Below are 24,733 nucleotides of genomic sequence, written 5' to 3'. Positions count from 1 at the left end.
AACACGTTTTCCCTAATCCCCCTTTCCCAATCACCCCAGTACAATCCAAATCCCCTTCAAACCAAAATGGATTCCCCTCCCTTGGTTGAAGCACCTTATTTAACTGCCCTATTCTGACGCGGTCGAATTGATTTGAGTCAACCAAATCGTCTAGATGCCTGCACACGCACCACTCTTTTTTTTGAATTTCGACGCGCCAAGGCACTACGCGCGCTTTTTCGCAGGAATCAAACACAGAGACACTCAATCGATTCTGAGGCAATTCCAAGCCCGAGAATTAATCGCGCCGGTTGAGACATATCAATCGGCATGCTGATCCTTTCGTTACTCTTAAATCCACAACGATTTGAACGTACCCGCCCATACGCCACACCGCGTCGAATGGTATCATCGGCAAAAGAGAGGCCGCCTAAATGTCTGCATTCATCCAACGACAGGATCACTTAAGCGAGACTTTGAACGAAAATCGTTTTGTTGCAGCGCGGCTCAACGAAGTCGCCGATTTGCTGGATCAACAATGCGCATCGCTGTTTCGCGTGCGGGCCTATCGAGAGGCCGCACATTATGTCGCGGACTTAGCGCAACCTCTTCAATCTATTATGGAGAGGGCTAGTCCGGATGCGTTTCCCAACGTTGCGGCTCCCGTCGCAAAAGCAATTGTCGAACTGCACGAAACTGGAAATCTTAACTTGATAGATAGGTTGCGCGGGAACAATGGCCCAGAAAAGCTCTTTCAAACGATCCCTTTGATTGGCCGGCGTCTCGCAAAATCCATCCATTCCCAACTGAATATTGATACGCTGGAGGCGCTGGAGAAGGCCACTATGGACGGTCGCCTCTTGGCGCTTAAAGGCGTAGGCGAGCGGCGGGTTAATGCCATTTCACATGCGTTAACTGAAATCCTCTCTCGGCGTCGGCCGACGCTGCACAAGGCGCTTGAAAAACAGCCCTCCGTTGTTGATATCTTTGAGATTGATCGCGCCTACAGAGCGGCGATCGACCAAATGCCGACGCTTTCGTCACGTCGAATTCACGCTTCGGGGTCGTTAAACCTCCCAATCCTCCATACTGAGCGCAACAAATGGCATTTGACCGCCATCTTTTCCAACACACCTGCGGCACAAAATTTCCAGCGGACGCGCGATTGGGTTGTGGTTTATTTCGAACAAGAAAAACGCGTCCAAGGGCAATGTACTGTGGTCACCGAGCATCGCGGCCCTCTAAAAGGAAAGCGCGTCATTCGAGGTCGAGAGGCTGCCTGCGACGCGTTTTATCCTTGTGAAGCGGAATCCAGATGACGCGCAGAGATTGATGCAAATCAATCGCTTCTCCCGACTTTGTGCCATTATCTCTTCAATTAAGCACAATTGAAAAACAAACCGTTTCTACGAAAACAGAATAAACGACAGCGTGGACGTAAAAGGCACAGCCATTTGCAAGGGCACATTAAGGTGTGATTTGCACCCAAAGCGCCCCGTATTTTGAACCAGTTCCGATTTAATCAACACCCCAGTTAGACCATGGAGGCCGCCCCCCCGTCCCTGCCCTGACACCGCGCCCTTCATCGGTCTTTGCTGGCGGCCTAGAAAATCCATTCTGGGCCGCCATGTGTCCGTGTGGGTCCTGGGGTTGGACACAAAAATACGGATGCGCGCTTGGGGTTCTATTTCAGGAGTAAGACTACGTTTCGTGTATGCCCCCGCCCCGGGTAGGCCACCGTTGCATTGTGTCGCGGCGCTGCCATCAACACAAAACGACCCTTGCCCGTGACTGATGTGATCGGGGTTCTCGATGACCACTTCATGGCGGCCATTGTCGCACTCGAGTACGACTGCGGCGCGCCCTGTCCCGTTTGAGCGCCCACGCCCGACCCATCCCCCGCCAGCGCATAGGGCTCGCGCAGATAGAGGTCTGCCGCTTGCTGGATTGTGGCGCGTCGAATGGGGTTGATAATGTCGAAAACCTGATGCGCGAGGTCGCCTCATTGATCGCCACATAGGCCAAGCCAAGCCAGACCGCCGCATGCGTGTATTGCCCCCCGTTCTCCCGAATACCCGGTGGATAGGCGCGAATATATCCCGGATCACGGTCGGTTTTGTCAAAGGGTGGGGTAAGCAGGAGGATAAGCCGGTTTGGGACATCGACAAGGTTCTCACCTGCCGAAGTCAACGCCTTGAGCGCACGCGCATCCGCAGGGAGACCCGATAAAACCGACCATGCCTGAGCGATCAAATCAATCCGACATTCCTCATTTTCGGACGCCCCCCAAGGCAAACCCTCATCATCAAAAGCGCGCCTATACCAATCTCCATCCCATGCCTGCGTGGACAGTGAGTTTTCCAAACCCAAAGTATGCACACGCCAGCGAACAACGTCCTCTTCCTGCCCTCCTTTCTGGGCCACAGGAGCAAACGCGGTCACGGTGGCGATTTGGAACCACGCCAAGGGGGTGCGCAATAATTCCAATGAGACGCGATGTGGTACCCTGGTGGTAATTGGGTGTCTGCGTCAAGCGTGATCGCATAGCGCAGACCGCGCAGGCTTTCGACGGGACCGGCAACCACGTTGAAAGCATCAACACCCTCCCCCAACACAAAACGGTTAAACTCCTCAAGCTTGCCGCGCTTGCGTTCCCACGCCATCCAGCAGCCTTTGGATGGATTGTGCTGACGTGCCCTGTGCAGCAAAATGAAAGGGGCTTTGCCCTGTTTTCCATACCGGAGATTGAGCGCCGCGATCCGGCTTTGAAATGCGATTTCGATCAGGGGGTCGTCGGGCATTGTTTGTGTCGGCGCGTCGACCGGATCTAACAGCACCACAAAGGTGAGGGCCGGATCGGGATTGGCGAGGCGCAATATCTCCAGCTTTTCGGCAATCCCCTCGACCTCAGACGCGACAATTACAGGAAGCATTATGGCCGTGGAAAATCCTGACGGAATGGCTTTTGAAAAGTCCAGTTCAGGGAGCGGCTTGGGGCGGCTCAGACGGGTGATAAGCCAATGCCCGACCCACACGCTTGGGATTGTGGCGGGCAACAACGTTGCCGCGACACCGATAATCCATTGACCCCACGTTGCGCCATTGACCCACAAATAGACGACCGACACCATTAAGGAGGCCACCACAAGCAGCGAGAGCCCCAGAGCATAGAGCGCACCCCTAAATCCGGACAATTGGCGCTGAAATGCAGAAATGAGGGGCGGGCGATACTCAATTGCAGCTTCCAATGCGGGCAACCCGTCCCCTATGAGCCAATAGCCAACATGATGCCGCAGCAACGCCCGAGGCCCCGTATCAATCGCATAGTTTATCGGGGTCCGATTAATACCAAGTGACGCTTTTTCGGCGGCATTCATCCGTCCGTACCCACAGGTTGCCGCCCCCCCTTGGACGACACCGTATTGAACGCATGGACATTATCTCGAGTGTGTTTGTGGCGTACCATCAACACCGGAATTTCCGCTCAGTCCAAAATGAAACGGGCGACATCTCCAGTGGCAACATCGCCGTGTCCGCTTTGTCCGTGCGTCGCCATGACCAGAAAATCAACGGCCTTCTCAGACACAAAACTCAGGATGGCGCGCCGTACATCACCGACGTGAACAATGCATGTGGATACTTTCAGACCGTTGTGTGCGAGGCTTTTCTTGATGCTGCCGAGATGTCTTTTACCTGCCTGCTCATTCTTGATTGCCACCATTTCATGCGATTTTTCAGACTTTTTATCTTTGACGCCAAACGCGGTCAAACCCACGCTCGGGACGACATAACACAACAAAAGTTCGGCGTTTTCCGCTTTAGCCAACAAAACAGCCTTCGGGAGGGCGGCCTCTGCGCGGACCGATCCATCTAGGGGCACCAGAATTCGGCGATAGCGCCTGTCTTGCCCCCCTTTCGCGCGGGCAGGGATCATAAGAATTGCCGCACTTTGCGACAACAAAACACCGCAAGCGGTATCACTCGATTGCCAGCCAAGGCCATCCGTTGACCGCAATGCGGCGGCGATGCCCCCTTGCCGATGGTCCACAAAATCCGAAACTTGACCGATACACTGCCCTTCAAGCAGTTTTACTTCGCATTCTGGCCCATCCTCCCCTGCAAAGGGGCGAGCACGTTCAGCAAGATCCTTCATGGTTTTTTGTTTTTTGATATCCCAATCCACGGGATCAATCGGGCCCTTCCCGTCGTGAGGGTCCGCCATAATATGCACAAGTACGACTTTGCCAGAAAACGCATTTGCGACCTTTTGGGCATGGAACGGCGCGGAGGTTTCCACGTGTGCACCCTCCAGAAAAATCATGACGTCACACCCTTTGTGGCTTTCGGGCGCCTGTGAAGGAGAACGGGTGAAGTGTGGATTCGTGGCCATTTTCGCGATTTCCTTTGGATACAGGTTTTCTGACATCGAGACAGAAGCAATTCCTGAGGAGGATCAGCGGGCCTATCGGCGGTGCTATTATGGCGCAATCCAGATGAATCCCTCCGGCGCAAGGCACCTATCTCCTCCGTTGTCGGCGAAAAAATGGTGCCACAGTTGAGGCAAATCAATCTGGCGCTGGATCAGCATTTATTAGCCGAGGCAAAACTTTGGGGTTCAATGAACTTAGCTATGCTCCCCGTTTTGCGATCTGGCAGCCTAGACTGAAGGGCAAGTCCGTTTTTACGGTTGCCAAAGTTGATTTGTATCAATTCTGACGGTGGCGCGGATGCTACATTTTGGAGAGGGCTTCGTATACTCAAACCGCCAAGCGGGGAGCAAAACCCACCACGCGACCTGCCTTTCAAGTCTTTGATTTCTTAACAAAGGTGCCCCGGAATGGATTGGTTTTGGAAATATTCATTTGACCAGATGCTGCAACCATTATTGCAGAATGGCTCGCTACATATTGTGATGCCCGACGGCGAAAAACGCATCTATGGCGATGCGACTGGCAAACCCATTTTGGTGCGCATTCACAACATGGCCACGGTCCGCAAGTTGGCCCTCAGCCCGGAATTGGCTCTTGGGGAAGCTTATACGAATGGGTCGCTAACAATTGATGGCGACGACTTACAATCCTTTTTGGCGATGCTGGTTCTTAACGTCGATCCCGCTGGGGCGGATCGCGTTTGGTGGCAAAAGCCTGTGATAAAAATGCGAGCAATTTTGCGTGGTTTGAAACAGAATAATATGGTGCCACAGGCGCGCCGCAATGTAGCGCACCACTATGACCTTTCAGGGCAACTTTATGATCTCTTTCTCGACGAAAGCCGCCAGTATTCCTGCGCCTATTTCAAGGAAAAGTCCGACACATTGGAGCAAGCGCAAGCGCAAAAAATTGACCACATCACCCGCAAGTTACTGATCGAACCGGGCATGCGCGTTTTGGATATCGGTTGTGGCTGGGGTGGGATGGCGATGACCTTGGCGCAGGATTATGGCGCAAATGTTGTTGGCATCACACTGTCCAAAGAACAGCACGCCTTTGCAACAGAGCGCGCAAAACAGGCAGGGCTTTCGGATCGCGTTGAAATCCGCCTGTGCGACTATCGCAATATCGAGGAGTATTTTGACAGGATCGTCTCTGTTGGAATGTTTGAGCACGTTGGATTGCGCCACTTCGACGAGTATTTCACCACTCTTCGCAACCGCCTATCCCCCGAGGGGATCGCCTTAGTACACACAATCGGTTGGTCACGCGCGTCAAAGGACACAAACCCCTGGATTGCCAAACATATTTTCCCCGGCGGCTATGTTCCTTCGGTCTCGGAGACAATGGCGGCAGTCGAAAAAGCGCAGTTGTGGGCCACAGATATTGAGTGCTGGCGCCTGCACTATGCCTATACTTTGCGTCAATGGTACGACCGTTTCATCCAAAACCAAGACGTGGCTCGCAACATTTATGATGACCAATTTGTGCGGATGTGGCGCTTTTACCTCGCCGCCAGCGAACAGACATTTCGGCATGGGTATCAAGCCGTATATCAGTTTCAACTGTCCCGTAAAATTGACGCGGTCCCCCTTACCCGCGACTATCTTTATTTGCGCCCAGACCAAACGCTTTCGCCCCTTGTCAGAAAAAAACGAAAACCTGATCTCGTCACCCTATCGGGCATTCCGGCACCGCCAAATCGCAAACGCAGACCCGCGATCACACCGCATAAAGGAGCTGCACCGTAAATTATACCGGCCACGCACTGTACTGCGTGGCCGGTATCAGGTCGGCAATTAGGCGTGACCGTGAATATGCCAGATAGTGCGAAGCTCCGAAACACAGCGCCGAGGGATCATGTGGTAACGCGCGATCTCGGCGTCAGACAACCCAAGATCGGTCAGGGCCTCAAGGCTTTGCTTTGGGAAGGGCCCAAGGATATCAACATATTCGCTAAGCTGGCTTGGCATCTCGGGCGCGAGGTCCCTCGCCAATGGATGAGGAACGCTGTTGCCCGATTGTAGCTTTTGGATGTGTGGTTGAATATATTTGTAGTCCATCGGTTTCACCTCTCGCTTACCAAAAGAACGTGACAGAAACGTTAGGTAAGATTTCACCGAAACACCAAAGTTCGATTGACGCAGATCAATTGCCTTTGGAGAAGCGTGTCCAACGGCTAAAAATTGCCGACATTGCGTCCCTATTATAAAGGAGCGGTCATAGTATCCGGCATAAATCTCGGTGGTAAAAGGGGTATTCAATCAAATTGGCGTTCGCTGGCGCGAAGCACGGCAACCCCCTAGCCGCTCACCACGACCAACGGTATCTTATGCTAAATCAACAGACGGGCGCTAGAAAATATTGGGCACAACGAGGTCCGGTGGGCGATGACCGTCGGCAAATGTTTTGATATTGATCATAACTTTCTCGCCCATTTCGATCCGCCCCTCCCGCGTCGCCGATCCAACATGCGGTAACAAAGCGACGTTATCGAGGGCGCGCAAACGAGGGTTAATGTTCGCTCCGTCCTCAAACACATCAAGGCCCGCCCCCGCAATCTCGCCCGCGCGCAACATCCGCGTCAAAGCGTTCTCGTCGATCACTTCACCACGGGACGTATTGACGATCACCGCCGTCGGTTTCATCAATTTCAACCGCCGCGCATTCATCAAATGAAACGTGCTGGGCGTATGCGGACAATTGATCGAAAGGACATCAACGCGCGCAACCATCTGGTCCAAACTCTCCCACCATGTCGCGCCAAGCTCGGCTTCGACCTCGGGATGCAACCGTTTGCGATTGTTGTAATGTATCTCCATTCCAAAGGCTGCCGCACGTCGCGCAACCGCACGGCCATTTTGCCCCATACCCAATATCCCAAGCTTCTTGCCCGCAATCCGTCCGCCCAACATCGCCGTCGGTGTCCATCCGCGCCAACCGCCTTCCTGCATCACACGAAGACCCTCGGGGATTCGGCGCGTAACGGCAAGAATGAGCATCATCGCGATGTCGGCAGTGTCTTCGGAAACCACACCGGGCGTGTTGGAAACAAGGATTCCGCGCTGACGCGCCGTAGCGACATCAATATGATCAACCCCGGCGCCGTAGTTCGCAATGAGGCGCAACTGCGCGCCAGCCGTTGCCAGCATCGCGGCGTCAATCTTGTCGGTAACCGTAGGTACCAAAACATCCGCATGCTGCATCGCCGCCAAGAGTTCCTCACGGCTCATCGGGGTATCATCGACCCGCAATGTTGTCTCAAAAAGCTCCTTGAGGCGTGCTTCGACAACTGCAGGCAACCGTCGCGTTACGACAACACTTAGACGTTTAGCGGGCATGGTGCGCTCCCTTTTCTTTTCTTTTCCAGCTCTCAAGACTATGGTGGCCGAGTTGACGATCGGGCACAAGAACTCGACGCACAGAAGCAGAAAATAAGTCAGGCAATCGCAAAATGCGTTCCAAAAACTTTGTTCGGGCCCTCCTGTCGGCGCTCCTTTTTGCGTCCATGACGCCTTCGTCTTTTGCCGAAACACGCGGGGCCGTCACAAATCTACCAATTCCGCGATTCGTGTCGATGAAAGCCTCGGAGGCCAATGTGCGCCGTGGGCCCAGCCTGACTCACCGAATTGACTGGGTTTATAAGCACCGCAACATGCCGCTGGAAATTACCGCCGAATTCGGACATTGGCGCCGCGTGCGGGACATGGACGGCGTTGGGGGCTGGGTGCATTTCACCCTGCTTTCGGGGGTGCGCACCGTGGTGATCACCAAAGACCTGACCAAACTTCTCAGCCATCCCAAAGACAACGCCCTTCCGACGGCGGAATTAAAAGCGGGCGTAATTGCCCGCCTTCAAGACTGTAATCCCGACTGGTGCGAACTCAATGCAGATGGCTACAAAGGGTGGGCGCCAAAGTCGAATTATTGGGGCGTCGGAGTGGGTGAAATTCGCGATTAAACGGGTAGATTTCAGGCCAATCCACGCCCCTTCAAAAGGGCATCTACCTTTGGCATCCGGCCCCTGAATTGAAGATACAACTCTTCTGAATCCTGTGACCCACCTGTGGAAAGAATGAATTTCTCCAACCGCTTAGCTGTTTCTGAATCAAAGGGGTCTCCCGCTTCCTCAAAGGCCAAAAACGCATCCGCATCCATGACTTCGGACCACATGTAACTGTAATAGGCACTAGAATATCCGTCACCGGAAAACACATGCGCAAACCCGGGCGTCGCATGGCGCATTCGAATGGCATGCGGCATGCCAATACTGGCCAAAATCTCATCCTGACGCGCCATTGTGTCCACCGGAGCATCCCCGTTGTGGAAGTCCAAATCCACGAGGGCCGAGGCCACATATTCCACGGTCGAGAACCCCATATTGTAGGTCTGTGCCGCCAACAGTCGGTCAAGTAACGCACGCGGAATGGGCGCGCCCGTCACCGCATGAAGCGCGTGTTTTTCCAAAACTTCGGGTACTTCAAGCCAATGCTCAAACAACTGGCTCGGCAACTCAACAAAGTCGCGCGAAACGGAGGTTCCCGAAACACTTTCGTAGGTCACATCCGACAACATTTGGTGCAGCGCGTGGCCAAATTCGTGGAAAAGTGTGCGTGCATCATCATAGGACAAAAGCGCAGGCTCGCCCGCCGAAGGTTTGGCAAAATTACACACGTTCACCACAATCGGGCGCACCTCCCCGCCCAGTTTTTTCTGACTGCGCATCGCCGAACACCACGCGCCAGACCGTTTAGAGCCTCGTGCAAAATAATCCCCAATGAACACCGCCACATGCACGCCATTCCGGCTGATTTCCCACGCACGGCAATCGGGATGATAGAGTGGAACGTTCAATGGTTTGGCCTCAAGGCCAAACAGTCGATACGCGCAATCAAACGACGCCTCAATCATCCGGTCCAGTTGGAAATAGGGTTTTAATTCCGCCTCATCCAAATCATGCTCCGCCAAACGACGTTTTTCCGAATAATAGCGCCAATCCCAAGCCTCAAGCGGGCCATTCACTCCATCCTTAAGCATCATGCTTTCAAGAATAGCCGCGTCGGCCTCTGCGGCGGGTTTGGCCTTATCCCAAACCGACATCAATAATTCTCGCACGGCTTCTGGTGTTTTCGCCATTTCCGTTTCAAGCTTATAGGCTGCGAAATTGTCATAACCCAACAATTGTGCCCGCGTTTCGCGCAGTTTGAGCGTCTCGCTTGTGATTTTACGATTATCCGTCTTTCCGCCATTCGCGCCCCGCGCAACCCAAGCTTCATAGGCGAGTTGGCGCAAATCTCGACGTTCCGAGAACTGCAGGAAAGGCACGATCAGCGAGCGTGAAAGGGTTACGACAGGTCCGTTGGCCTTTTTTTCAACGCCTGCGGCCCGCGCTGTGGCGACCACAAATTCGGGCAATCCCGCCAAATCATCGTCTGATAGCGGCAGAAACCAGTCGCGCTCATCGGCCAAAAGGTTCTGTGAAAACTCCGTCCCCAAAACCGCAAGGCGCGCCTTCACTGCGCGATGTTGGTCGCGTGCGTCGCCCGATAGCTGTGCTCCAGAGCGCACAAATCCGCGCCGAGTAAGTTCCAAAACACGCAACTGCTCATCGGTCAAATCAAAGGATTTACGATTGTTCCACACGGAGTCTATCCGCGCGAACAAGGCCGCGTTCATACTGATATCGCTGGAATATTCTGCCAATAGCGGGGAAAATACGCGCTGTAATTTTTCGCGTGTTTCAGAACTATCAGCCCCCGCGAGGTTATAGAAAACACTTAAAACACGGCCAAGGTTTTCATCCGCCTGCTCAAGCGTATCTATCGTGTTGGCGAAAGTCGGCGAGTCTGGATTTTCTGAAATCGCCGCAATCGCGGCCCGCGCTTGCGCCATGGCCTCCCGAACCGCCGGCTCAAAATCGTCATCAGAAATTTCAGCAAAAGGTGGGAGTTTGAAGGGTGTGTCCCAAGCAGCGAGTAACGGGTTGGTCATAGAATGTCTCCTTTGACCATAAGCTAGTCACGAAGGCCGCGGATCACCACCCTATCAATGCGGATTCTCGCCGCAAACCGGACAATCTTTGCGTCGTTTTACAGAAATTTTGCGCGCTTGCGCATAAAGCCCATCATACATCAACAACTGCCCTCGCAACCCCTCGCCGGCACCAGTAATTTCCTTTACGGCTTCTAGCGCCATCAGGGAACCAATGACGCCCGGTAACGGTCCTACGACTCCAGCCTCTGCACAGCTGGGGACCAAACCCGGCGACGGGATTTCGGGAAAAACGCATTGATAGCAAGGGCCACCACGCGCAGGATCATAGAGTGAAATCTGGCCTTCCCATTGCGTCATAGCCGCCGAAATAAGGGGCTTCCGGAGGAGAACTGCGACCTCATTCACCATATACCGAGTCTCAAAATTGTCAGTGCCGTCCATAATCACATCGTATTCCGCAAATAATTCGACAGCGCCTTCTCGATCTAAACGTCTGAAATATGGTCGAATTTCCACGAAAGGGTTTTGCGCACGAAGCTCTTGCTCAGCGGAAAAGACCTTGGGCATATCAATGCTGGCGTCTTTGTGGATCACTTGGCGCTGAAGGTTTGAATTATCCACAACGTCATCGTCGACGATTCCAATTGCCCCCACCCCAGCCGCCGCCAAATATTGCAAAACAGGCGCTCCCAATCCGCCAGCACCAATGACCAAAACCTTCGCGTCTTTTAGGCGTTTTTGCCCAGCACCGCCGATCTCGCGCAGAAAGATGTGGCGGGAATACCGATCAATTTCAACATCCCGAAATATCGCATTAGGGCCCAAGGTTTCCGCATTTTCCGCCACTTTGTGCCGCAACCAGAGAATCCACCTTTGAAAACCAAAAACACTACCGATGAGCATTCCAACAAGCGCCCATTCCCCCCAAAACTGGCCAAAATATCCGCGCAGCGCGTTTCCTTCCGGCAAGGCAAAATGGGCCAGTAAGCCGACCCCGTATATACAGAATATCAACAATCCAAGTAAGCTGCGCGGTGCTTTTAAATAGCCCCCCCCGAACCAAATTGCCGCCATTAGAAAGAGCGGAAAGATCATCCGTCACGCTTTCCCGTTGAGCCGAAACCACCAGCCCCACGCTTGGTTTTCGAAAGGGTTTCTGTTAGGGAAAACGACGCTTGAATTACGGGAGCCACAACCATTTGAGCAATCCGGTCTCCGTGAGAAATAAGGTAATCCGTGTCGCCAAAGTTTACGACAATCAGGCCTAACGGACCGCGATAATCCGAATCAATCGTCCCCGGAGTGTTTAAAAGCGTGATCCCATGTTTGAGCGCAAGTCCTGAGCGTGGCCTAATTTGAACCTCAAAACCCTTAGGAATCTCCATGGAAAAACCTGCCGGTATCAGAGCCCGTTGATTAGGGCGCAGCACAAGCCCGTCACGTTGTTCGGCAGGGAAATTAGCCCGCACATCCGCCCCAGCAGAACCGCTGGTTTCATAACTTGGTAAAGCTATGGCCTGATCCGCGCCCTCGACAAATTTCAGGGAAATTCTGGTCTGTTCCATTTTCAAAACACTCGCATTTTATGAATTTAATGTCTGTGCGATCAATCCAGCCAGTTTCTTGGCGACTTCGGTTTTGCTCATACGCGGCCAAGCCTGCGCGCCCTCCTCCGTCACAAAGCTAACCGCATTTTCACTGCCACCCATAATGCCCGTTTCGGGCGAAACATCGTTGGCGAGTATCCAATCACATCCCTTGCGCAAACGTTTGGCCGTAGCGTTTGCGACAACGTCATCGGTTTCCGCGGCGAAGCCAACGACCAATCGGGGCCGCTTAACGCTTGCACAGACCGTCGCAAGAATATCGGGATTTTCCGCAAATTTAAGGTCAGGCATTCCATCTTTGGTTTTCTTCATTTTGGAGGCCCGCGCATTTTCAACATGCCAATCCGCAACCGCCGCCGCAAAGACCGCAGCATCCACGGGAAGGACGCGCTGAACCGCGGCCATCATCTCGCGGGCGGATTGCACTTTTACAACTTCCACGCCCGCAGGAGGCGCAATATCCGCTGGACCTGTCACAAATACAACATCGGCACCAAGATGGACCAACGCTGCGGCAATTGCCGTTCCTTGCGCACCGGACGAGCGGTTGGCAATATAGCGCACCGGATCAATGGGCTCGTGCGTGGGTCCCGAAGTCACAAGAATACGCTTCCCCTTTAGGGGGCCAACGGCCAATTTTGCTTCGATAGCAGCGACAATTTCAAGTGGCTCTGCCATACGGCCAAACCCAAATTCTCCGCACGCCATATCGCCCTCGTTCGGGCCAACCACAGTGCCGCCATCCGCAATAACTTGCGCAATATTGCGCTGTGTGGCGGGGTGATCCCACATCCGAACGTTCATTGAGGGCGCGTATAGAACATCTGTATCCGTCGCCAAAAGGAGCGTGCTCGCGAGATCATTGGCGATTCCTGTCGCGGATTTGGCCATCAAGTCTGCGGTGGCTGGTGCGACAACGATCAAATCTGACGCACGGGAAAGCTCAATGTGCCCCATTTCCGCTTCATCGGTAAGGTTAAACAAATCTTGATAAACCTTATTACCCGACAAGGCGGATATGGAAAGCGGCGTCACAAATTCCGCGGCCGACTTGGTGAGGACAGCGGTCACCGACGCTCCGCGCTCACGGAGCTTTCGGATTAAATCCAAAGACTTATAAGCCGCAATGCCGCCGCCAATAATTAAGAGAACCCGTTTTTGTGCCAGCATGATCGGCCCTTTTACTCAACCTACCTTATTGCTAGTGCGCAAACGCTCCAATTGCCACCCTTAACCTACGCCAAATAGTTTGCTAGACCCATTCTAGGAATAGGGGAAATTGTTATGCTGCCTAAATTGAGCTTTATTTTGGGAGGGGCTGCCTCAGGGAAGTCGGCCTATGCCGAGAGTCTTTTCGCTGTGCACGCGGGAACACGAACCTATCTCGCGACGGCGCAATCCTTTGATTCCGAAATGGAAAACAAGATATCGCGCCATCAAATCATGCGAGGCGAGGGCTGGGACACCATAGAGCGGCCGATGGATATTGCGCCCGTTTTTTTGGAGGCGCAGCCAGAGTCGGCAATCCTTTTCGACTGCGCGACTCTTTGGCTTTCTAACCTGCTTCTAGCGGACAGAAACGTCGAGGAAGCGCTGGAGAACCTCCTTTTTGCGCTCAAATCCTGCGCCGTTCCGGTTGTTATTGTCAGCAACGAGGTCGGTGCGGGAATCGTGCCCGCTGAGGCACTTTCGAGGAGATTTCGCGAGGCCCAAGGGCGTTTAAATCAACAGCTAGCAGCGCAGTCAGATTACGCGGCTTTGGTCGTCGCGGGCCTGCCACTCACACTTAAAGGCACCAAGCCGGAGGTCACGTGAAGCGCCTATGGTGGGTGCGTCACGCGCCGACGCATGCAAAATCGATGGTTGGCTGGAGCGACATTCCAGCGGACCTGTCTGACCAAGCAGCCTTCGCGCGCCTTTCCATGACTCTTCCCACACAAGCACCAATTATTTCATCCACGTTGCAGCGCGCAATTGGCACAGCCAAGATGCTTTCACAGACGCGGCCGCTCCTTGAGCCCGATCCAGACCTGCGCGAAATTCATTTCGGAGACTGGGAAAACCTCACGTTTGATCACGCCAACGCGCGAGATCCTGACGCGCTCAAACTCTTTTGGGACCAGCCCGGTGAAAACGCCGCCCCTGCGGGAGAAAGCTGGAATGATTTACGCCAACGTGTCGATGCTGCCGCAGACCGGCTTCTGGCGCGTCCAGAACCCGACATCATCATCGTCGCCCATTTTGGAGCCATCCTCTGTCAGGTCCAACGCGCTCTCGGCGTCAGCACGACCGAAGTTTTTGCGCAGAAAATAGACAACCTTTCCCTGAGTTGCCTTTCGTTTGACGAAGGCTGGCGGGCGACCAGCATCAATCAAATTATGTGATACCAATTATTCCATTAATTCGCTTCGTGAACCGCGGAATTCTAGCTACAGTTTTGGCATGACATATTTACTTGCATTGGGCGATCGCGCCTACTCCAGTTGGTCCCTCAGGGGATGGCTGCTCTTTGAAAAATTTAACATTCCTGTGCAAACTCGGTTCGCGCGTCTCTATTCAGACGCCTTCCCAAAGATGCTAAAAGAATTCGCGCCCGCGCGGCTGGTACCAACGGTAAAAACGCCCGATGGCGTGGTTATTTCCGAGTCCCTCACCATTGCCGAAGAACTCGCTAGCCGCCACCCAGAAGCCAAGATATGGCCGAGCAACCCAACGCATCGCGCCATCGCGCGCAGTTTAGCCGCGGAAATGCACGCCGGATTTGGCGCGCTTCGCGACGCTTGCCCGATGAACATGCGTGTTTCCTATAGTGATTTTGTACCCTCCGAGGCCGTCGAAAAAGACCTTCGCCGACTTGAAGTCATCTGGGATCGCGCCCGCGAGGAAACCTTAAGCGAAACACCATGGCTCTGTGGAGAATATAGCGCCGCCGACGTGTTCTATGCGCCAATTGCCGCGCGCATTGTGGGCTATGGACTCAAAGTTTCACCCTATGCACAGGCCTATGTCGATGCACATTTGAGTGACCCTGCCTTTCGCCGCTGGCGGGCAATGGGCATGGTCGATGGCCCCGATCAACCCTTCTATAAACGCGATTTTGCATTACAGGATTGGCCACATGCCTCATCGCAGGCCGCCGAAACCATTGAGCACGGCCCCTCAGAAAACGCCATGTGCCCCTATTCTGGAAAACCTGTAACCCATTTTGCAAAAATTGAGGGTCGTATCTTTGGGTTCTGCAATGCGTTTTGCCGCGGTAAAACGGTTATAGACCCCGCAGCATGGCCAGCATTTATGGCACTTTTGGCGGACTAAAAGGTCGCATCCGAACATGCGTTAACTCTTCGTAAACTATGATCATCGTAGTCCTAAAGGAGAGTTAACACTTGTTAAGGTGGATAAAATGGTCGCGCGCACTTACACAGTTGCATTTGAAGGTATCGACGCGCGACTGGTCGAAGTCCAATGCTCCCTTGCACCCGGCCTGCCCGCTTTCTCAATTGTCGGCCTTCCTGGAAAGTCCGTGTCCGAAGCCGGAGAGCGGATTCGCGCGGCGCTTACGGCGATGTCTGTGGCCCTTCCGTCCAAGCGGATCACCATTAATCTCACACCTGCTGACCTGCCAAAATCAGGGCCGCATTACGATCTCCCGATTGCAATCGCCCTCCTCGCCGCGCTGGATATTATCCCTCAAGACACAGCACAAGACTATGTTTCTATTGGAGAACTTTCACTGGATGGCACCCTTGCCTATGTGAATGGCTCCCTGCCTGCGGCCCTAACAGCAGCGGCCGAAGACAAAGACCTTTTGTGTCCAATTTCATGTGCCTCCGAGGCGGCATGGGTCAGTACAACCCGCGCCCTTGGCGCGACAAACCTTACGGCTTTGGTTCAGCATTTCACGGGAAAAACACTCCTAACGGCCGCAGAGCCCGGACAATCCACACATTCCCCCGCTCTAAAAGACATGCGGGATGTCAAAGGCCAAGAACGCGCCAAACGCGCGCTGGAAATCGCAGCGGCAGGGCGTCACCACACGTTAATATTGTAAACTATTAAACTTCACCGTTTTGAACACTGATCGTCTATTCGACTTGATGCAAGAGCAACACCAGCGGCAAGCGGACTTCATTTTCAAGTGCAGCATCCGACACTATGGGCGGAGAGCTGCCGTTCGCTGCACCTCGCACCGATGTCCGTTATGCGCAGATAGTGAACTTTGCAAAGTCACACGAACAGCCCTAACAATGCCATTGGCCAAGCCTCTTGTCGTCGCAGTGCAACTTGCGCATTTCTGTCATTTATTTTGTGACGTCGCTGCGATATGCCTCAGTTTGTTCCTGAGGCGGCAAAGAAAAGTAAAAGCAATGTTCAACCTGAGCATTGTCTCGCGGTACAATTTACCGTTCAGCAACGAATGATTTCTGGCACATCTAGACGATATCCTGCAATTTTTGAGATACCGCTAAGTGCCACCTCGAAGCTGAACAACGACAAAGGACATTTTAGTATGACCACCAAGCAACAATCGCCCACTCCCCGCGACTTAGCGATCAAAGTTGGACAGTCTTTTATGATATTCTCGTCCGAAACGTTTCTGGAGCCGCTTAAGCCATATTCGGAGGGAGAGTGCCCGAGCGCAAGATGTATTGCGTCTGCGATTGAGGGTCTACATAGCGTAGTCAGCGCGGCAGGGCTTCCGTTCCAACTCATTCAAGACTCGACGATGCAACGTCGATTTGACAGCTTTCACAATTCTGAACGTATTTTAGCGCTCATTCCTGAAAAGCCAGGCAGTGGCCTTTCTGAGGACGCAAAGAGGCTCGCCTACAAATCTGCAGATCATAAGTTGAAAGAGTTCCTCAGCGGCGACGAGGGAAAAGACTCCGTGCGCGATGAACTGCTTTATGAGCTGGACAGGCGCTTGATGTCGCCGGATGTAAGGATTGCTGCCGAAGAGTTACTTGTTCAGACGTTGATTTCCACTTGGTCGATCTTCGAAAGCTTCGCTCGATCATTCATCATTGAATGGCTTAATGATGATCCAAGCCGCGCGTCGACCATCCTTGCTTCTCCAGAATTGAAAGAGGTCTTCGGAAAGCAGGTGGTCAATATTCAAACAATTGGCGACCACAGTTACGATCTATCAAAATCGATGGGCACAGTTCTCTTTCGGGGGCGACGTCTCGATAGTCTCGGCACCATCAAGGGCGCGATGAAAGCTCTTTTTGAATCGTCTACGGTCCAGACTGCATTAGGCGAAGATCTAAGGATTTTAAATCAGAGGCGACACCTTTTTGTTCACAATCGTGGTGTAGTTGACTCCACCTATTTGGAACAAACAAACGACACAGTTCCTTTAGGTGAGCGGCTGACGTTAAACTGCGACGACGTGAAGCAGTATCTCATCGCTGTCCGAGTAGCCATTATTGCTATTGGAGACGCAGTAGCAGCAACAACAAGTTCGGGCCAAAACTAAGTAAACCGCTTCCCCAAAGTGACATTTCATCCGCTTCGTCGCAACTTCCATCAAGCTGGTCCTATAGCTCAGCGCTCCTACAGATTGGAACATAACCCCTACTAGCATACTTACTGCGTTTATTTATCAGCATGTCCGCTTTGGGCTGGGAGCGGTCATTAGACGCGTTCAGCACGAACGGCAGCTAAGGGCCGGAAGCGCCAATTCGACTGATCGACGCGAACGGCAGCAAAGTCGAGCACAGTGGAACTTAAACCCAATCCGCTGAACGCCCGTTCTCCGTGGAAGCAGTCAATCGGCAGGATTTGTCGGCAATGGATGCTCGTATGGTGCAAGGAATATTACCCAGATTATCAGTCATTGTCTGGGCCGCACGAAAATTTCTCTAGCGAACTATCAAGTCAAAGAACTTTGCGACCTTTAGGCCCCTAAGTGGCAAAAGCAAATCACTTGGCCAGACGGTTTAAATGTAGGACCACCCATCCTTGAACTTAGTGACTTATCATGTGTTTTTCGCAATGGGCAACTCTTCCCCTTCAAATCCACAAATATCAAGCCTTCTAGTTAAGTGGCAAATCGCCTCTCGGTTTAAAAAACAATTTGTATAAATAACCTATATATACAGCAATTTGAGGTAACCGTTTTTGAAACAGCGTTTATGAGACCATTATCAAGCTTTAAAACTTCTGAATAAAGAATGGCTCGTGCAGAAACGTAGACCACGTTGGGAATTTGCGAAATCACGCCTCCCCCGACCCATAGTAGCGGCTTGATTGCCTACAGAATAATGCCCTTACAACCAATATCTGGGGCATCAAAAATACGTCTTTGGATCGCTGAGTAAGCACTCCCTTCCGAGCGGGTTTTTCAAATTAAATTAAAGAGTAAAGGTTCTAAACAGGGCCTTTAATCTTCAGAGTATCTGGTTTCTGGATACACCTAAACTAAGGCTACAGACGAAGTGGAGCAATTAATGAAAACAACATTCGAAGAACAAAGAGCAATCAATACCCTGATGAACTTCAGGATTCCAGAACACTTAAAGTCCGATTTCTATTTGATATGTCGGAGCCAACATATCTCAATGACGGCAAGATTGAACTTCATGATCCTTGAATTCGTGAAGGGTCAAAATCCCTCAAAGACACAGGATTATGGTTTTCCTCCTAATCCACTCGGTGAGGCTTGGAGAGATCATCTTCATGCCGAATAAATATAATGATCCCGTAAACAATTTGTTCCAAATGGAAAGTTCTAGAAAGAAAAACCGGACAATCAAATTTCGAGAGTTTATCGCCCTTTCCGAAGCTCGAAAAAAGATAGCTAGGTCAACTGACGCCACTCGAAAAATACAAAGACACATTGACCAGCTATGCCGTAAAATTAAGTTGGAAAAAAACCCACGACAACGAAGCATATACCTAGCTTATCAAAACCAATTACTCGCCGCGCTTGCAATACACCTGAGGGCAGAAGCCAATTAAAGTTGATACTTAGCGCATTTTGTGGTACAGTTCGTGAGAGGATTTAATGAATTAATCCCTCTTTTCGTGTTTGATATTTTGTCGCACGTTCTCGTTTTCGTAAATGAAAACACAATCACACAATTTTATATTTTTAATTGAAGTAGTTCTTGAATGGATTCTTCTTTGGGAATGTATTTTTTTAATGGAGTAAATATGAATAATTTTACTAGTAGTTTTGGTGCTTCCAAAACTCAATCGCCTGTCAATTTCACTGAAACCAATAGAAGGGTTTTGAATGACCAAAATGAATAACCAACAAGAAAAAGAAAGCCTCAGGGAATACTTGCGCAATGCCAAAATAGAAAACCAAATGGCTGTGACACTATCTATGAAGCAACAGTTTGGTAGTGAGGCTCTTGACGGCATCCGAGCCAATAAAAACATGAGGCACTTTTTAAATTGTTTAAATAAAAGGGCTTACGGAAACGCCTTCCAGAGATTCAATCGAAGAGTAAAGGTAATCCCTATTCTAGAAAAACCTTTCGTCGGCCGTTACCATTACCATACAATCATTGAGAACCCGTTTGATGACGAGCACATTTTTCGTGCTGAAATAGTCAACTGTTGGACGAAAACAAAATGGGGCTACCACGAAATCGACATCCAACCCGTATTCAGTTCTGGTTGGATAGACTACATCACTAAAGCACCAACAATTGGTGGTTGGGATATCGAAAACACGCACTTAGACGTCGAGTAAACACTCCTTCTAGTCCGTGAATTTCTTGCAGTTTCAAATCGTTGATGAGGTCGCTTTTGTGGCCTTTAAATTTTAGTCATGTTTAATGGGATTACTTAAGTTAAAGGCCACATCAAATTATCTTCAGTTAAAAAGCAAGCAATTGGGCCAAAAACAGGGAAGAAAATATCTTCGCAATTTCCTAAACTTGATCAACAAAAAGACGTACTCGCGGAAGCCCTCCGTTAACAACATAGGGCTTAGATCTATCTGCATTACAATTCCTTTGGGATGAAGTGGTCCTGCTTTTTAGGACAGGTTTGCGGCTTGGCTAAGATGCATCTGGTGTGTTTTCATGCCGCTTTTCGTGTTTCACTTTGGTCGAAGTATGCCGCGTCCGGCGTACGTTTGTCGAGCGCGGTGTGTGGACGCTCTGTGTTGTAGAAGTCGATCCATCTATCAATGATCCGTTTTGCTTGGAAGCCGTCGGTGATTTCATGCAGGTAAACGGCCTCCTGTTTCAGCGACCGCCACAACCGTTCGATAAAGATGTTGTCCAAGTAGCGACCCCGCCCATCCATTGAGATTTTGATGTCAGCGTTGGTCAAAGTCGTGATCCAGCCCGCGCCTGTGTATTGGCTGCCCTGGTCCGTATTCATTGTCTCCGGCTTGCCATATCGGGCGATTGCCTCCTCCAACGCCTCCACACAGAAGCTGGCATCGAGCGTATTGGAAAGCCGCCAAGTCAAAACCTTGCGGGTCGCCCAGTCCATAATCGCCACCAAATACAAAAAGCCGTTTTTGACAGGTATGTAGGTGATGTCGCTGCACCAAACCTGATTGGGCCGCGTGATCGGCAGCTTTCTCAGCAGATACGGATAAATGCGGTGCTGAGGGTGTTTCTTGCTGGTGTTAGGCCCCTTATAAATGGCCTGCAATCCCATGATGCTCATCAGGCGACGAACACGATGACGACCCGCAGAGAACCCTGACTGAGGAAGGTAAGCGGCAATCTGGCGGCTTCCGAAGAACGGATATTTGGTGAACACCCGATCAATCTCATGCATCAGCGCAAGTGTCTTAGCATTCACCCCAACTGGTGTGTAATAGATCGACGAACGGCTGATCTTCAGCAACTTGCATTGGCGCGTCAGGCTCAGCTTTGTGTTCTTCTTACGGATCATCTCGCGACGTTCAGGCGGGCTCATCGCTTCAGCCCTTGTGACAAAAAATCGTTCTCCACCCGTTGGCTGGCAGGGGTGTTTACACCCCGAGAAGCGCAAGCTGGCCGATCTTGGCGTGCAGATCTTTGATCTCGCCGTCCTTGTTCTCAGCCTTCTTAATTTTATCCGAAAACACCCCGGCCAAGCCTTCAATCGCCTGCCGTTTCCATGTGCTCACTTGCGTCGGGAGAAGCTGGCGCTTGGCTGCAATCTCCTGGACTGTCTTGTCGCCACGCAGCGCCTCAAGCGCCACAGCAGCCTTAAATTTGTCTGAAAAGTTCCGTCGCTTCGTCATTCTCGTATCCATTCATCAGTGTTGGATACATCTTAGCACGCTGTCCGAATTTGCCGGACCACTTCAGAACTGAGCTTACCTCTTGAAATAAAAATCTGTATGCAGATACTCGTTAAAACACAGAATTTGATTGCGAGAATGAAGAATGGCATTTCCTCCGTCCAAAGCGTCGAAACGAAACTTCGTTGAGCAGCAGCCAAACAGTTTCACTGTATCAAACTTTGAGAAAAGTGCAGACCAGTTGCCTTACAACTCCAACTTGGAAAAAATCTATGAAGAGATTGAAAACGAGATTACGGGTGGCAACGTTCTCAAAGGCCTGTGGGCTAAATGTCTAGTGGACGCCAACCAAGACCAGAACACAGCAAAGACCAATTATTTCAAGTTGAGGCTCTTACAGCGGCTTACGGAATTAAAAGCTAAGGACGATGCACGAATTCAGGCTGCGTTGGAAGTTGAAAGAATTAAAGAGACGGCTCTTGAGGCGATTCGAAAAGAGGAAGAGGCTGCCAAAATTCGACAAGAAGAAGCAGATGCCATCGCTCGGAGAGTAACAGATAAGCAAGATGTGATGCGGGCGAAGAAAATAATGTTTAAATTATACGCAGGTTTTGTCGCATTTGTTTTTGTTGTATTTATTGTGATTTTCGCGTTAAGTCGATTGACCGAAGCGGATTGGTGAAGTTCAAGTCAGGCGAAACCCGAATCGGAATATTCTCAAGTACTTATAGAGGTTCGGATACCTAGAAGTTCCCCCCTTCAGACCGGAAATATTTTTGGTCGGTATTTTTTGCATTGACAGGGAATGCTCGAAATAGGCCGTATTCATTCTCACATCGTGAACCATACCAATAATTTATTTAAAAAAATTAGTCGTCGAAGTCAATTTTTGAAGACGGTATGCCTTACCCAAATCAACGGTCCGTACACAGTAGGGCATTTTGATTTTGACGGGATTAGAGCACGGACTATTTGGTCTGATTATAGAATTATCATTAGATAATCAGTATGTATATCATATTGAAAAAAAAGGACAAAATCTAAATCCTAGCGGGTTACGCCGTAGTCTCATTATATTATATTAGAATAGACTATTTTATAATGGAGACTTAATGTCACTTACCAAACAAGCCAAAACGCTCAACAACAACCAGATCGATGCAGTGCTCAACTATCTGGATGGCCGTAGGAACTCGCGAAGAAACGAAGTCATTTTCCTTTTGTCCATAAAGGCTGGTCTAAGGGCAAAAGAAATAGCCAAGCTGGAATGGTCAATGATCTTAGATTCAGATGGATCATTGTCGCAATTCATCACGCTGCAAAATGTAGCAACAAAAGGCAACTCAGGACGCAAAATCCCAATGAACAAAAAGCTATTTGATAAAATTAAAGAGTTACTGGAAACAAGCCAAAAAGAGCTTTCATTCTCGCCCGAGGACTGCGTAGTGAAAACCGAAAGGGCTAAGCAAACTAGCCCTCAGGTCATCGTGAATATGTTCAGCCAATGGTATCGTGATCTTGGATTTATTGGCTGTTCGTCGCACAGTGGGCGTAGAACATTTGTCACGAGTGCCGCGAAGAAAATTGCGACTGTGGGTGGGTCATTGCGGGATGTTCAATATCTCGCAGGGCATTCTTCGCTGCAAACGACAGAACGATATATCGACTATTCTGAGAACGCGCGTCGACGTATAGTCGATATAATCTAACAGATTGACGTCTCGTATCCAACCAAACCACCTATACTACTTCACGGTTTTTAGCTTTGCCATTTTCTCCGATGTCATTAGCATTGACTGATCAAAAAACGGTCGAACGGTCCTTTCGACACCGTTTCGAAACCTAACGATGAAAAACCTCTCCGAATGGTCGAACACTCTTTGCCCATAATCTGTTGAGAAAAAGTCTTCCAAATCAGAATCTGTTTCTATTCCCTTTTTCAACAGATGCCTTCTAAGCTTTGATGGAATATTGGATACAACCTCCCACGGCAACAATGTCGAGCCGTTAAAAATAGAAATTCGATCAATCGATTTCTTGAGAGTATCGTGGAGTTGGTAGCGCAGTACTGATACTTCCCCAGCTGGCATGTTGCTGGTAAGATTTTTATACTCGGTTAAGAAGTCCGCCTGATCTCGACCTATGTCCTGTGCGATTTTCTTCGCAATCTCATTGTTGAGCTGATCCACGTCTTTTTGGATAGCAATAATTTCGTCTGAATACTTCTGCGCTCTCTCACCTAGACTATTTATAACAACGTCAGGTAGGAATTCTTTTTCCAAACGATCCAAGAGACGATCATATGACAGCCTCAATTGTTCGCGTTTTTCAATTTTTGATGATTTTTTGTTTTCTAGGTTTTCGGCTTGATTAGCGGGGCCACTATCCAAGACATCTTCAAAGTTCACTTCTTGAACAAATCTGTAAAACGACTCCTCAAATTCGCTGTAGTTCCATGCAGGTTTACTACATTTGTTATTGATAATGGCATTTTGACAGCGCAAATAATTTCGCCCCTTTGGAGGTTTACCTTTATTCCGGAAAGTCATTGTCCCACCACAAGCCGAACAGTAGGCTAAATTTGTAAAGAGATTTGAATAAGAACTGCCTTTGCGTCCAGCACTGCCTAGTCGCCTATCTTTCAATGCACTCTGAGCCAAATAGAAAAGCTCTTCAGAAACAATTGCTGGATAGTAATCTAATAGCAAATCTCCAACAGGCGTCCTTTTTCCACGCGATACTGTATTTGATTGAAAATGACCCAACACCGCTCGGTTGTGCAGTATCTTCGATATGTACGAGCTGTTCCAACGCGTTGCCCTCGCGATAGGAGGGTGAATCTGTAGGTTTTCATTCATGTATCTAGTGATTGAATAAATCCCCATGCCGTTTACGCAGAGATCGTAAATCTTTTCAATACTACTTACCGCTTTGTCTTTTGGAAGAAACTTCGTGCGATCGTCGTCCATTTCCAACCACGCCGGAATCCTAGTTGTCATTTTTTTAGAATTAATACTTGCTCTTTTTTTACTCCAAGCAGCCTTTACGCGTTTTGATTTTGTTTCAGACTCTTCATTCGCCCGGATCATAATTCCCAAACTGGTAAAGATTTGCCCTGGATTGCTGTTAACACTTTCCTCCGTGTAAACTTGGTTATCCATCAATGTAACAATACTTATGCCCTTTGAGAGAATTCCAGCAAACTGCGAGAATGCTTTTGTTGTCCCATCTCGGGATAATCTGTCTAGAGATTCAACTATTAGCAAACTGCCATGTTCAACCTTACCTTGGTCGATTGCACTCAAAAAGCCCGCGAATGCACCTTCTTTTGAATTTTTTCCTTGGAAGCCGCTTACTCCAACATCTTGAATGGCTTCCACTAATTCGTAACCATGCTCCGACGCATATCGCTCGCTCGCCTCCAATTGCCTTCTGATCCCGTCACCCGTTTTTTGAGTAGCGGTGCTGATGCGTAAATAGCTGTAGGCCTTAATTTTTTGGGTCATTTCAGATCCTACCAA

The 24,733-nt window shown here is 50.4% G+C and carries 21 protein-coding genes and 2 pseudogenes; 11 read left to right on the top strand and 12 right to left on the bottom strand.

Annotated features, from left to right (window positions below; genetic code table 11):
• Positions 1 to 413: 413 nt before the first annotated feature.
• On the top strand, positions 414 to 1,298 hold the full coding sequence (locus RC74_RS09675; RefSeq protein WP_052274729.1) for a helix-hairpin-helix domain-containing protein: 885 nt from the start codon (positions 414 to 416) through the stop codon (positions 1,296 to 1,298).
• Between the two features lie 87 nt (positions 1,299 to 1,385).
• On the opposite strand, the gene RC74_RS09670 is transcribed toward RC74_RS09675, so the two are convergent.
• The 4 genes from RC74_RS09670 to RC74_RS09655 all read right to left on the bottom strand — a co-directional run bounded on the left by RC74_RS09670 (position 1,386) and on the right by RC74_RS09655 (position 4,369).
• Positions 1,386 to 1,595 carry a hypothetical protein gene (locus RC74_RS09670; RefSeq protein WP_039001366.1) on the bottom strand — a complete coding sequence of 70 codons (210 nt, stop codon included), beginning with the start codon at positions 1,593 to 1,595 and terminating at the stop codon, positions 1,386 to 1,388.
• A 205-nt stretch (positions 1,596 to 1,800) separates the two neighbouring features.
• The gene (locus RC74_RS09665; RefSeq protein ID WP_218918122.1) at positions 1,801 to 2,466 is read right to left on the bottom strand and encodes a GH36-type glycosyl hydrolase domain-containing protein; all 666 of its coding nucleotides are present in this window, start codon (positions 2,464 to 2,466) and stop codon (positions 1,801 to 1,803) included.
• Positions 2,418 to 3,356 (bottom strand): hypothetical protein, encoded by a 939-nt coding sequence (locus tag RC74_RS09660; RefSeq protein WP_039001368.1) that lies wholly within the window; start codon positions 3,354 to 3,356, stop codon positions 2,418 to 2,420. Before RC74_RS09660 ends, RC74_RS09665 begins: the two co-directional genes overlap by 49 nt.
• A gap of 107 nt (positions 3,357 to 3,463) precedes the next feature.
• Positions 3,464 to 4,369, bottom strand: coding sequence for a universal stress protein (locus RC74_RS09655; RefSeq protein WP_169798726.1), 906 nt, complete (start codon positions 4,367 to 4,369; stop codon positions 3,464 to 3,466).
• A 447-nt stretch (positions 4,370 to 4,816) separates the two neighbouring features.
• Between RC74_RS09655 and RC74_RS09650 the strand changes: the two genes are divergently transcribed.
• Positions 4,817 to 6,160, top strand: a complete 1,344-nt coding sequence (locus RC74_RS09650) for an SAM-dependent methyltransferase (protein WP_082802233.1) — start codon at positions 4,817 to 4,819, stop codon at positions 6,158 to 6,160.
• 48 nt (positions 6,161 to 6,208) lie between these two features.
• On the opposite strand, the gene RC74_RS22115 is transcribed toward RC74_RS09650, so the two are convergent.
• Both RC74_RS22115 and RC74_RS09640 read right to left on the bottom strand, forming a co-directional pair.
• Positions 6,209 to 6,673, bottom strand: coding sequence for a hypothetical protein (locus RC74_RS22115; protein WP_039001370.1), 465 nt, complete (start codon positions 6,671 to 6,673; stop codon positions 6,209 to 6,211).
• A 90-nt stretch (positions 6,674 to 6,763) separates the two neighbouring features.
• Entirely contained in the window at positions 6,764 to 7,750 is a 987-nt protein-coding gene (locus RC74_RS09640) for a 2-hydroxyacid dehydrogenase (RefSeq protein WP_039001371.1), read from the bottom strand.
• Between the two features lie 113 nt (positions 7,751 to 7,863).
• On the opposite strand from RC74_RS09640, the gene RC74_RS09635 reads away from it, so the two are divergent.
• Entirely contained in the window at positions 7,864 to 8,370 is a 507-nt protein-coding gene (locus RC74_RS09635) for an SH3 domain-containing protein (protein WP_039001372.1), read from the top strand.
• Positions 8,371 to 8,381: 11 nt separating this feature from the next.
• Here RC74_RS09635 and RC74_RS09630 read toward each other — a convergent pair whose 3' ends face one another.
• From RC74_RS09630 to coaBC, 4 genes are read right to left on the bottom strand one after another with little or no spacing between them, the layout of a single operon-like run.
• Positions 8,382 to 10,400: a M3 family metallopeptidase gene (locus RC74_RS09630; RefSeq protein ID WP_039001373.1), complete on the bottom strand. Its 2,019-nt coding sequence runs from the start codon at positions 10,398 to 10,400 to the stop codon at positions 8,382 to 8,384.
• Between the two features lie 54 nt (positions 10,401 to 10,454).
• The gene (locus tag RC74_RS09625) at positions 10,455 to 11,498 is read right to left on the bottom strand and encodes a HesA/MoeB/ThiF family protein (protein WP_039001374.1); all 1,044 of its coding nucleotides are present in this window, start codon (positions 11,496 to 11,498) and stop codon (positions 10,455 to 10,457) included.
• Complete coding sequence (gene dut, locus RC74_RS09620; protein ID WP_039001375.1) at positions 11,495 to 11,968, bottom strand: dUTP diphosphatase; 474 nt, start codon at positions 11,966 to 11,968, stop codon at positions 11,495 to 11,497. The genes RC74_RS09625 and dut overlap by 4 nt, the downstream gene beginning before the upstream one ends.
• Positions 11,969 to 11,986: 18 nt before the next feature.
• Positions 11,987 to 13,180 (bottom strand): bifunctional phosphopantothenoylcysteine decarboxylase/phosphopantothenate--cysteine ligase CoaBC, encoded by a 1,194-nt coding sequence (gene coaBC, locus RC74_RS09615; RefSeq protein WP_039001376.1) that lies wholly within the window; start codon positions 13,178 to 13,180, stop codon positions 11,987 to 11,989.
• Positions 13,181 to 13,294: 114 nt separating this feature from the next.
• On the opposite strand from coaBC, the gene cobU reads away from it, so the two are divergent.
• The 6 genes and pseudogenes from cobU to RC74_RS09575 all read left to right on the top strand — a co-directional run bounded on the left by cobU (position 13,295) and on the right by RC74_RS09575 (position 19,715).
• Positions 13,295 to 13,825: a bifunctional adenosylcobinamide kinase/adenosylcobinamide-phosphate guanylyltransferase gene (gene cobU / locus RC74_RS09610; RefSeq protein ID WP_039001377.1), complete on the top strand. Its 531-nt coding sequence runs from the start codon at positions 13,295 to 13,297 to the stop codon at positions 13,823 to 13,825.
• Positions 13,822 to 14,394 carry a histidine phosphatase family protein gene (locus tag RC74_RS09605; RefSeq protein ID WP_039001378.1) on the top strand — a complete coding sequence of 191 codons (573 nt, stop codon included), beginning with the start codon at positions 13,822 to 13,824 and terminating at the stop codon, positions 14,392 to 14,394. Before cobU ends, RC74_RS09605 begins: the two co-directional genes overlap by 4 nt.
• Positions 14,395 to 14,452: 58 nt before the next feature.
• The gene (locus RC74_RS09600; protein WP_039001379.1) at positions 14,453 to 15,325 is read left to right on the top strand and encodes a glutathione S-transferase; all 873 of its coding nucleotides are present in this window, start codon (positions 14,453 to 14,455) and stop codon (positions 15,323 to 15,325) included.
• Positions 15,326 to 15,413: 88 nt separating this feature from the next.
• Positions 15,414 to 16,058, top strand: a pseudogene (locus RC74_RS09595) (magnesium chelatase domain-containing protein); the annotation flags it as partial.
• A gap of 462 nt (positions 16,059 to 16,520) precedes the next feature.
• Complete coding sequence (locus RC74_RS09590) at positions 16,521 to 17,489, top strand: hypothetical protein (protein WP_039001380.1); 969 nt, start codon at positions 16,521 to 16,523, stop codon at positions 17,487 to 17,489.
• A 1,761-nt stretch (positions 17,490 to 19,250) separates the two neighbouring features.
• Positions 19,251 to 19,715: a hypothetical protein gene (locus tag RC74_RS09575; protein ID WP_052274730.1), complete on the top strand. Its 465-nt coding sequence runs from the start codon at positions 19,251 to 19,253 to the stop codon at positions 19,713 to 19,715.
• Positions 19,716 to 20,047: 332 nt separating this feature from the next.
• Here RC74_RS09575 and RC74_RS09570 read toward each other — a convergent pair.
• Positions 20,048 to 21,212, bottom strand: a pseudogene (locus RC74_RS09570) (IS3 family transposase).
• A 145-nt stretch (positions 21,213 to 21,357) separates the two neighbouring features.
• On the opposite strand from RC74_RS09570, the gene RC74_RS09560 reads away from it, so the two are divergent.
• Both RC74_RS09560 and RC74_RS09555 read left to right on the top strand, forming a co-directional pair.
• Positions 21,358 to 21,894, top strand: a complete 537-nt coding sequence (locus RC74_RS09560; protein ID WP_039001384.1) for a hypothetical protein — start codon at positions 21,358 to 21,360, stop codon at positions 21,892 to 21,894.
• A 430-nt stretch (positions 21,895 to 22,324) separates the two neighbouring features.
• Positions 22,325 to 22,921 carry a tyrosine-type recombinase/integrase gene (locus tag RC74_RS09555; protein WP_039001385.1) on the top strand — a complete coding sequence of 199 codons (597 nt, stop codon included), beginning with the start codon at positions 22,325 to 22,327 and terminating at the stop codon, positions 22,919 to 22,921.
• 36 nt (positions 22,922 to 22,957) lie between these two features.
• Here RC74_RS09555 and RC74_RS09550 read toward each other — a convergent pair whose 3' ends face one another.
• Positions 22,958 to 24,718: a recombinase family protein gene (locus RC74_RS09550; RefSeq protein ID WP_052274732.1), complete on the bottom strand. Its 1,761-nt coding sequence runs from the start codon at positions 24,716 to 24,718 to the stop codon at positions 22,958 to 22,960.
• Positions 24,719 to 24,733 lie beyond the last annotated feature (15 nt).

This window comes from Falsihalocynthiibacter arcticus, from assembly GCF_000812665.2.
Classification (GTDB): domain Bacteria; phylum Pseudomonadota; class Alphaproteobacteria; order Rhodobacterales; family Rhodobacteraceae; genus Falsihalocynthiibacter; species Falsihalocynthiibacter arcticus.
The sequence above is the reverse complement of the archived record's forward strand: the minus strand, read 5'-3'. Positions and strand labels throughout refer to the sequence as shown.

Bases quoted from the DNA above. Each gene is read 5' to 3' on its own strand.
- RC74_RS09675 (WP_052274729.1), top strand. From the start codon at position 414: ATGTCTGCATTCATCCAACGACAGGATCACTTAAGCGAGACTTTGAAC.
- RC74_RS09670 (WP_039001366.1), bottom strand. From the start codon at position 1,595: ATGGATTTTCTAGGCCGCCAGCAAAGACCGATGAAGGGCGCGGTGTCA.
- RC74_RS09660 (WP_039001368.1), bottom strand. From the start codon at position 3,356: ATGAATGCCGCCGAAAAAGCGTCACTTGGTATTAATCGGACCCCGATA.
- RC74_RS09655 (WP_169798726.1), bottom strand. From the start codon at position 4,369: ATGGCCACGAATCCACACTTCACCCGTTCTCCTTCACAGGCGCCCGAA.
- RC74_RS09650 (WP_082802233.1), top strand. From the start codon at position 4,817: ATGGATTGGTTTTGGAAATATTCATTTGACCAGATGCTGCAACCATTA.
- RC74_RS09640 (WP_039001371.1), bottom strand. From the start codon at position 7,750: ATGCCCGCTAAACGTCTAAGTGTTGTCGTAACGCGACGGTTGCCTGCA.
- RC74_RS09635 (WP_039001372.1), top strand. From the start codon at position 7,864: ATGCGTTCCAAAAACTTTGTTCGGGCCCTCCTGTCGGCGCTCCTTTTT.
- RC74_RS09630 (WP_039001373.1), bottom strand. From the start codon at position 10,400: ATGACCAACCCGTTACTCGCTGCTTGGGACACACCCTTCAAACTCCCA.
- RC74_RS09625 (WP_039001374.1), bottom strand. From the start codon at position 11,498: ATGATCTTTCCGCTCTTTCTAATGGCGGCAATTTGGTTCGGGGGGGGC.
- dut (WP_039001375.1), bottom strand. From the start codon at position 11,968: ATGGAACAGACCAGAATTTCCCTGAAATTTGTCGAGGGCGCGGATCAG.
- coaBC (WP_039001376.1), bottom strand. From the start codon at position 13,180: ATGCTGGCACAAAAACGGGTTCTCTTAATTATTGGCGGCGGCATTGCG.
- cobU (WP_039001377.1), top strand. From the start codon at position 13,295: ATGCTGCCTAAATTGAGCTTTATTTTGGGAGGGGCTGCCTCAGGGAAG.
- RC74_RS09600 (WP_039001379.1), top strand. From the start codon at position 14,453: ATGACATATTTACTTGCATTGGGCGATCGCGCCTACTCCAGTTGGTCC.
- RC74_RS09590 (WP_039001380.1), top strand. From the start codon at position 16,521: ATGACCACCAAGCAACAATCGCCCACTCCCCGCGACTTAGCGATCAAA.
- RC74_RS09575 (WP_052274730.1), top strand. From the start codon at position 19,251: ATGACCAAAATGAATAACCAACAAGAAAAAGAAAGCCTCAGGGAATAC.
- RC74_RS09560 (WP_039001384.1), top strand. From the start codon at position 21,358: ATGGCATTTCCTCCGTCCAAAGCGTCGAAACGAAACTTCGTTGAGCAG.
- RC74_RS09555 (WP_039001385.1), top strand. From the start codon at position 22,325: ATGTCACTTACCAAACAAGCCAAAACGCTCAACAACAACCAGATCGAT.
- RC74_RS09550 (WP_052274732.1), bottom strand. From the start codon at position 24,718: ATGACCCAAAAAATTAAGGCCTACAGCTATTTACGCATCAGCACCGCT.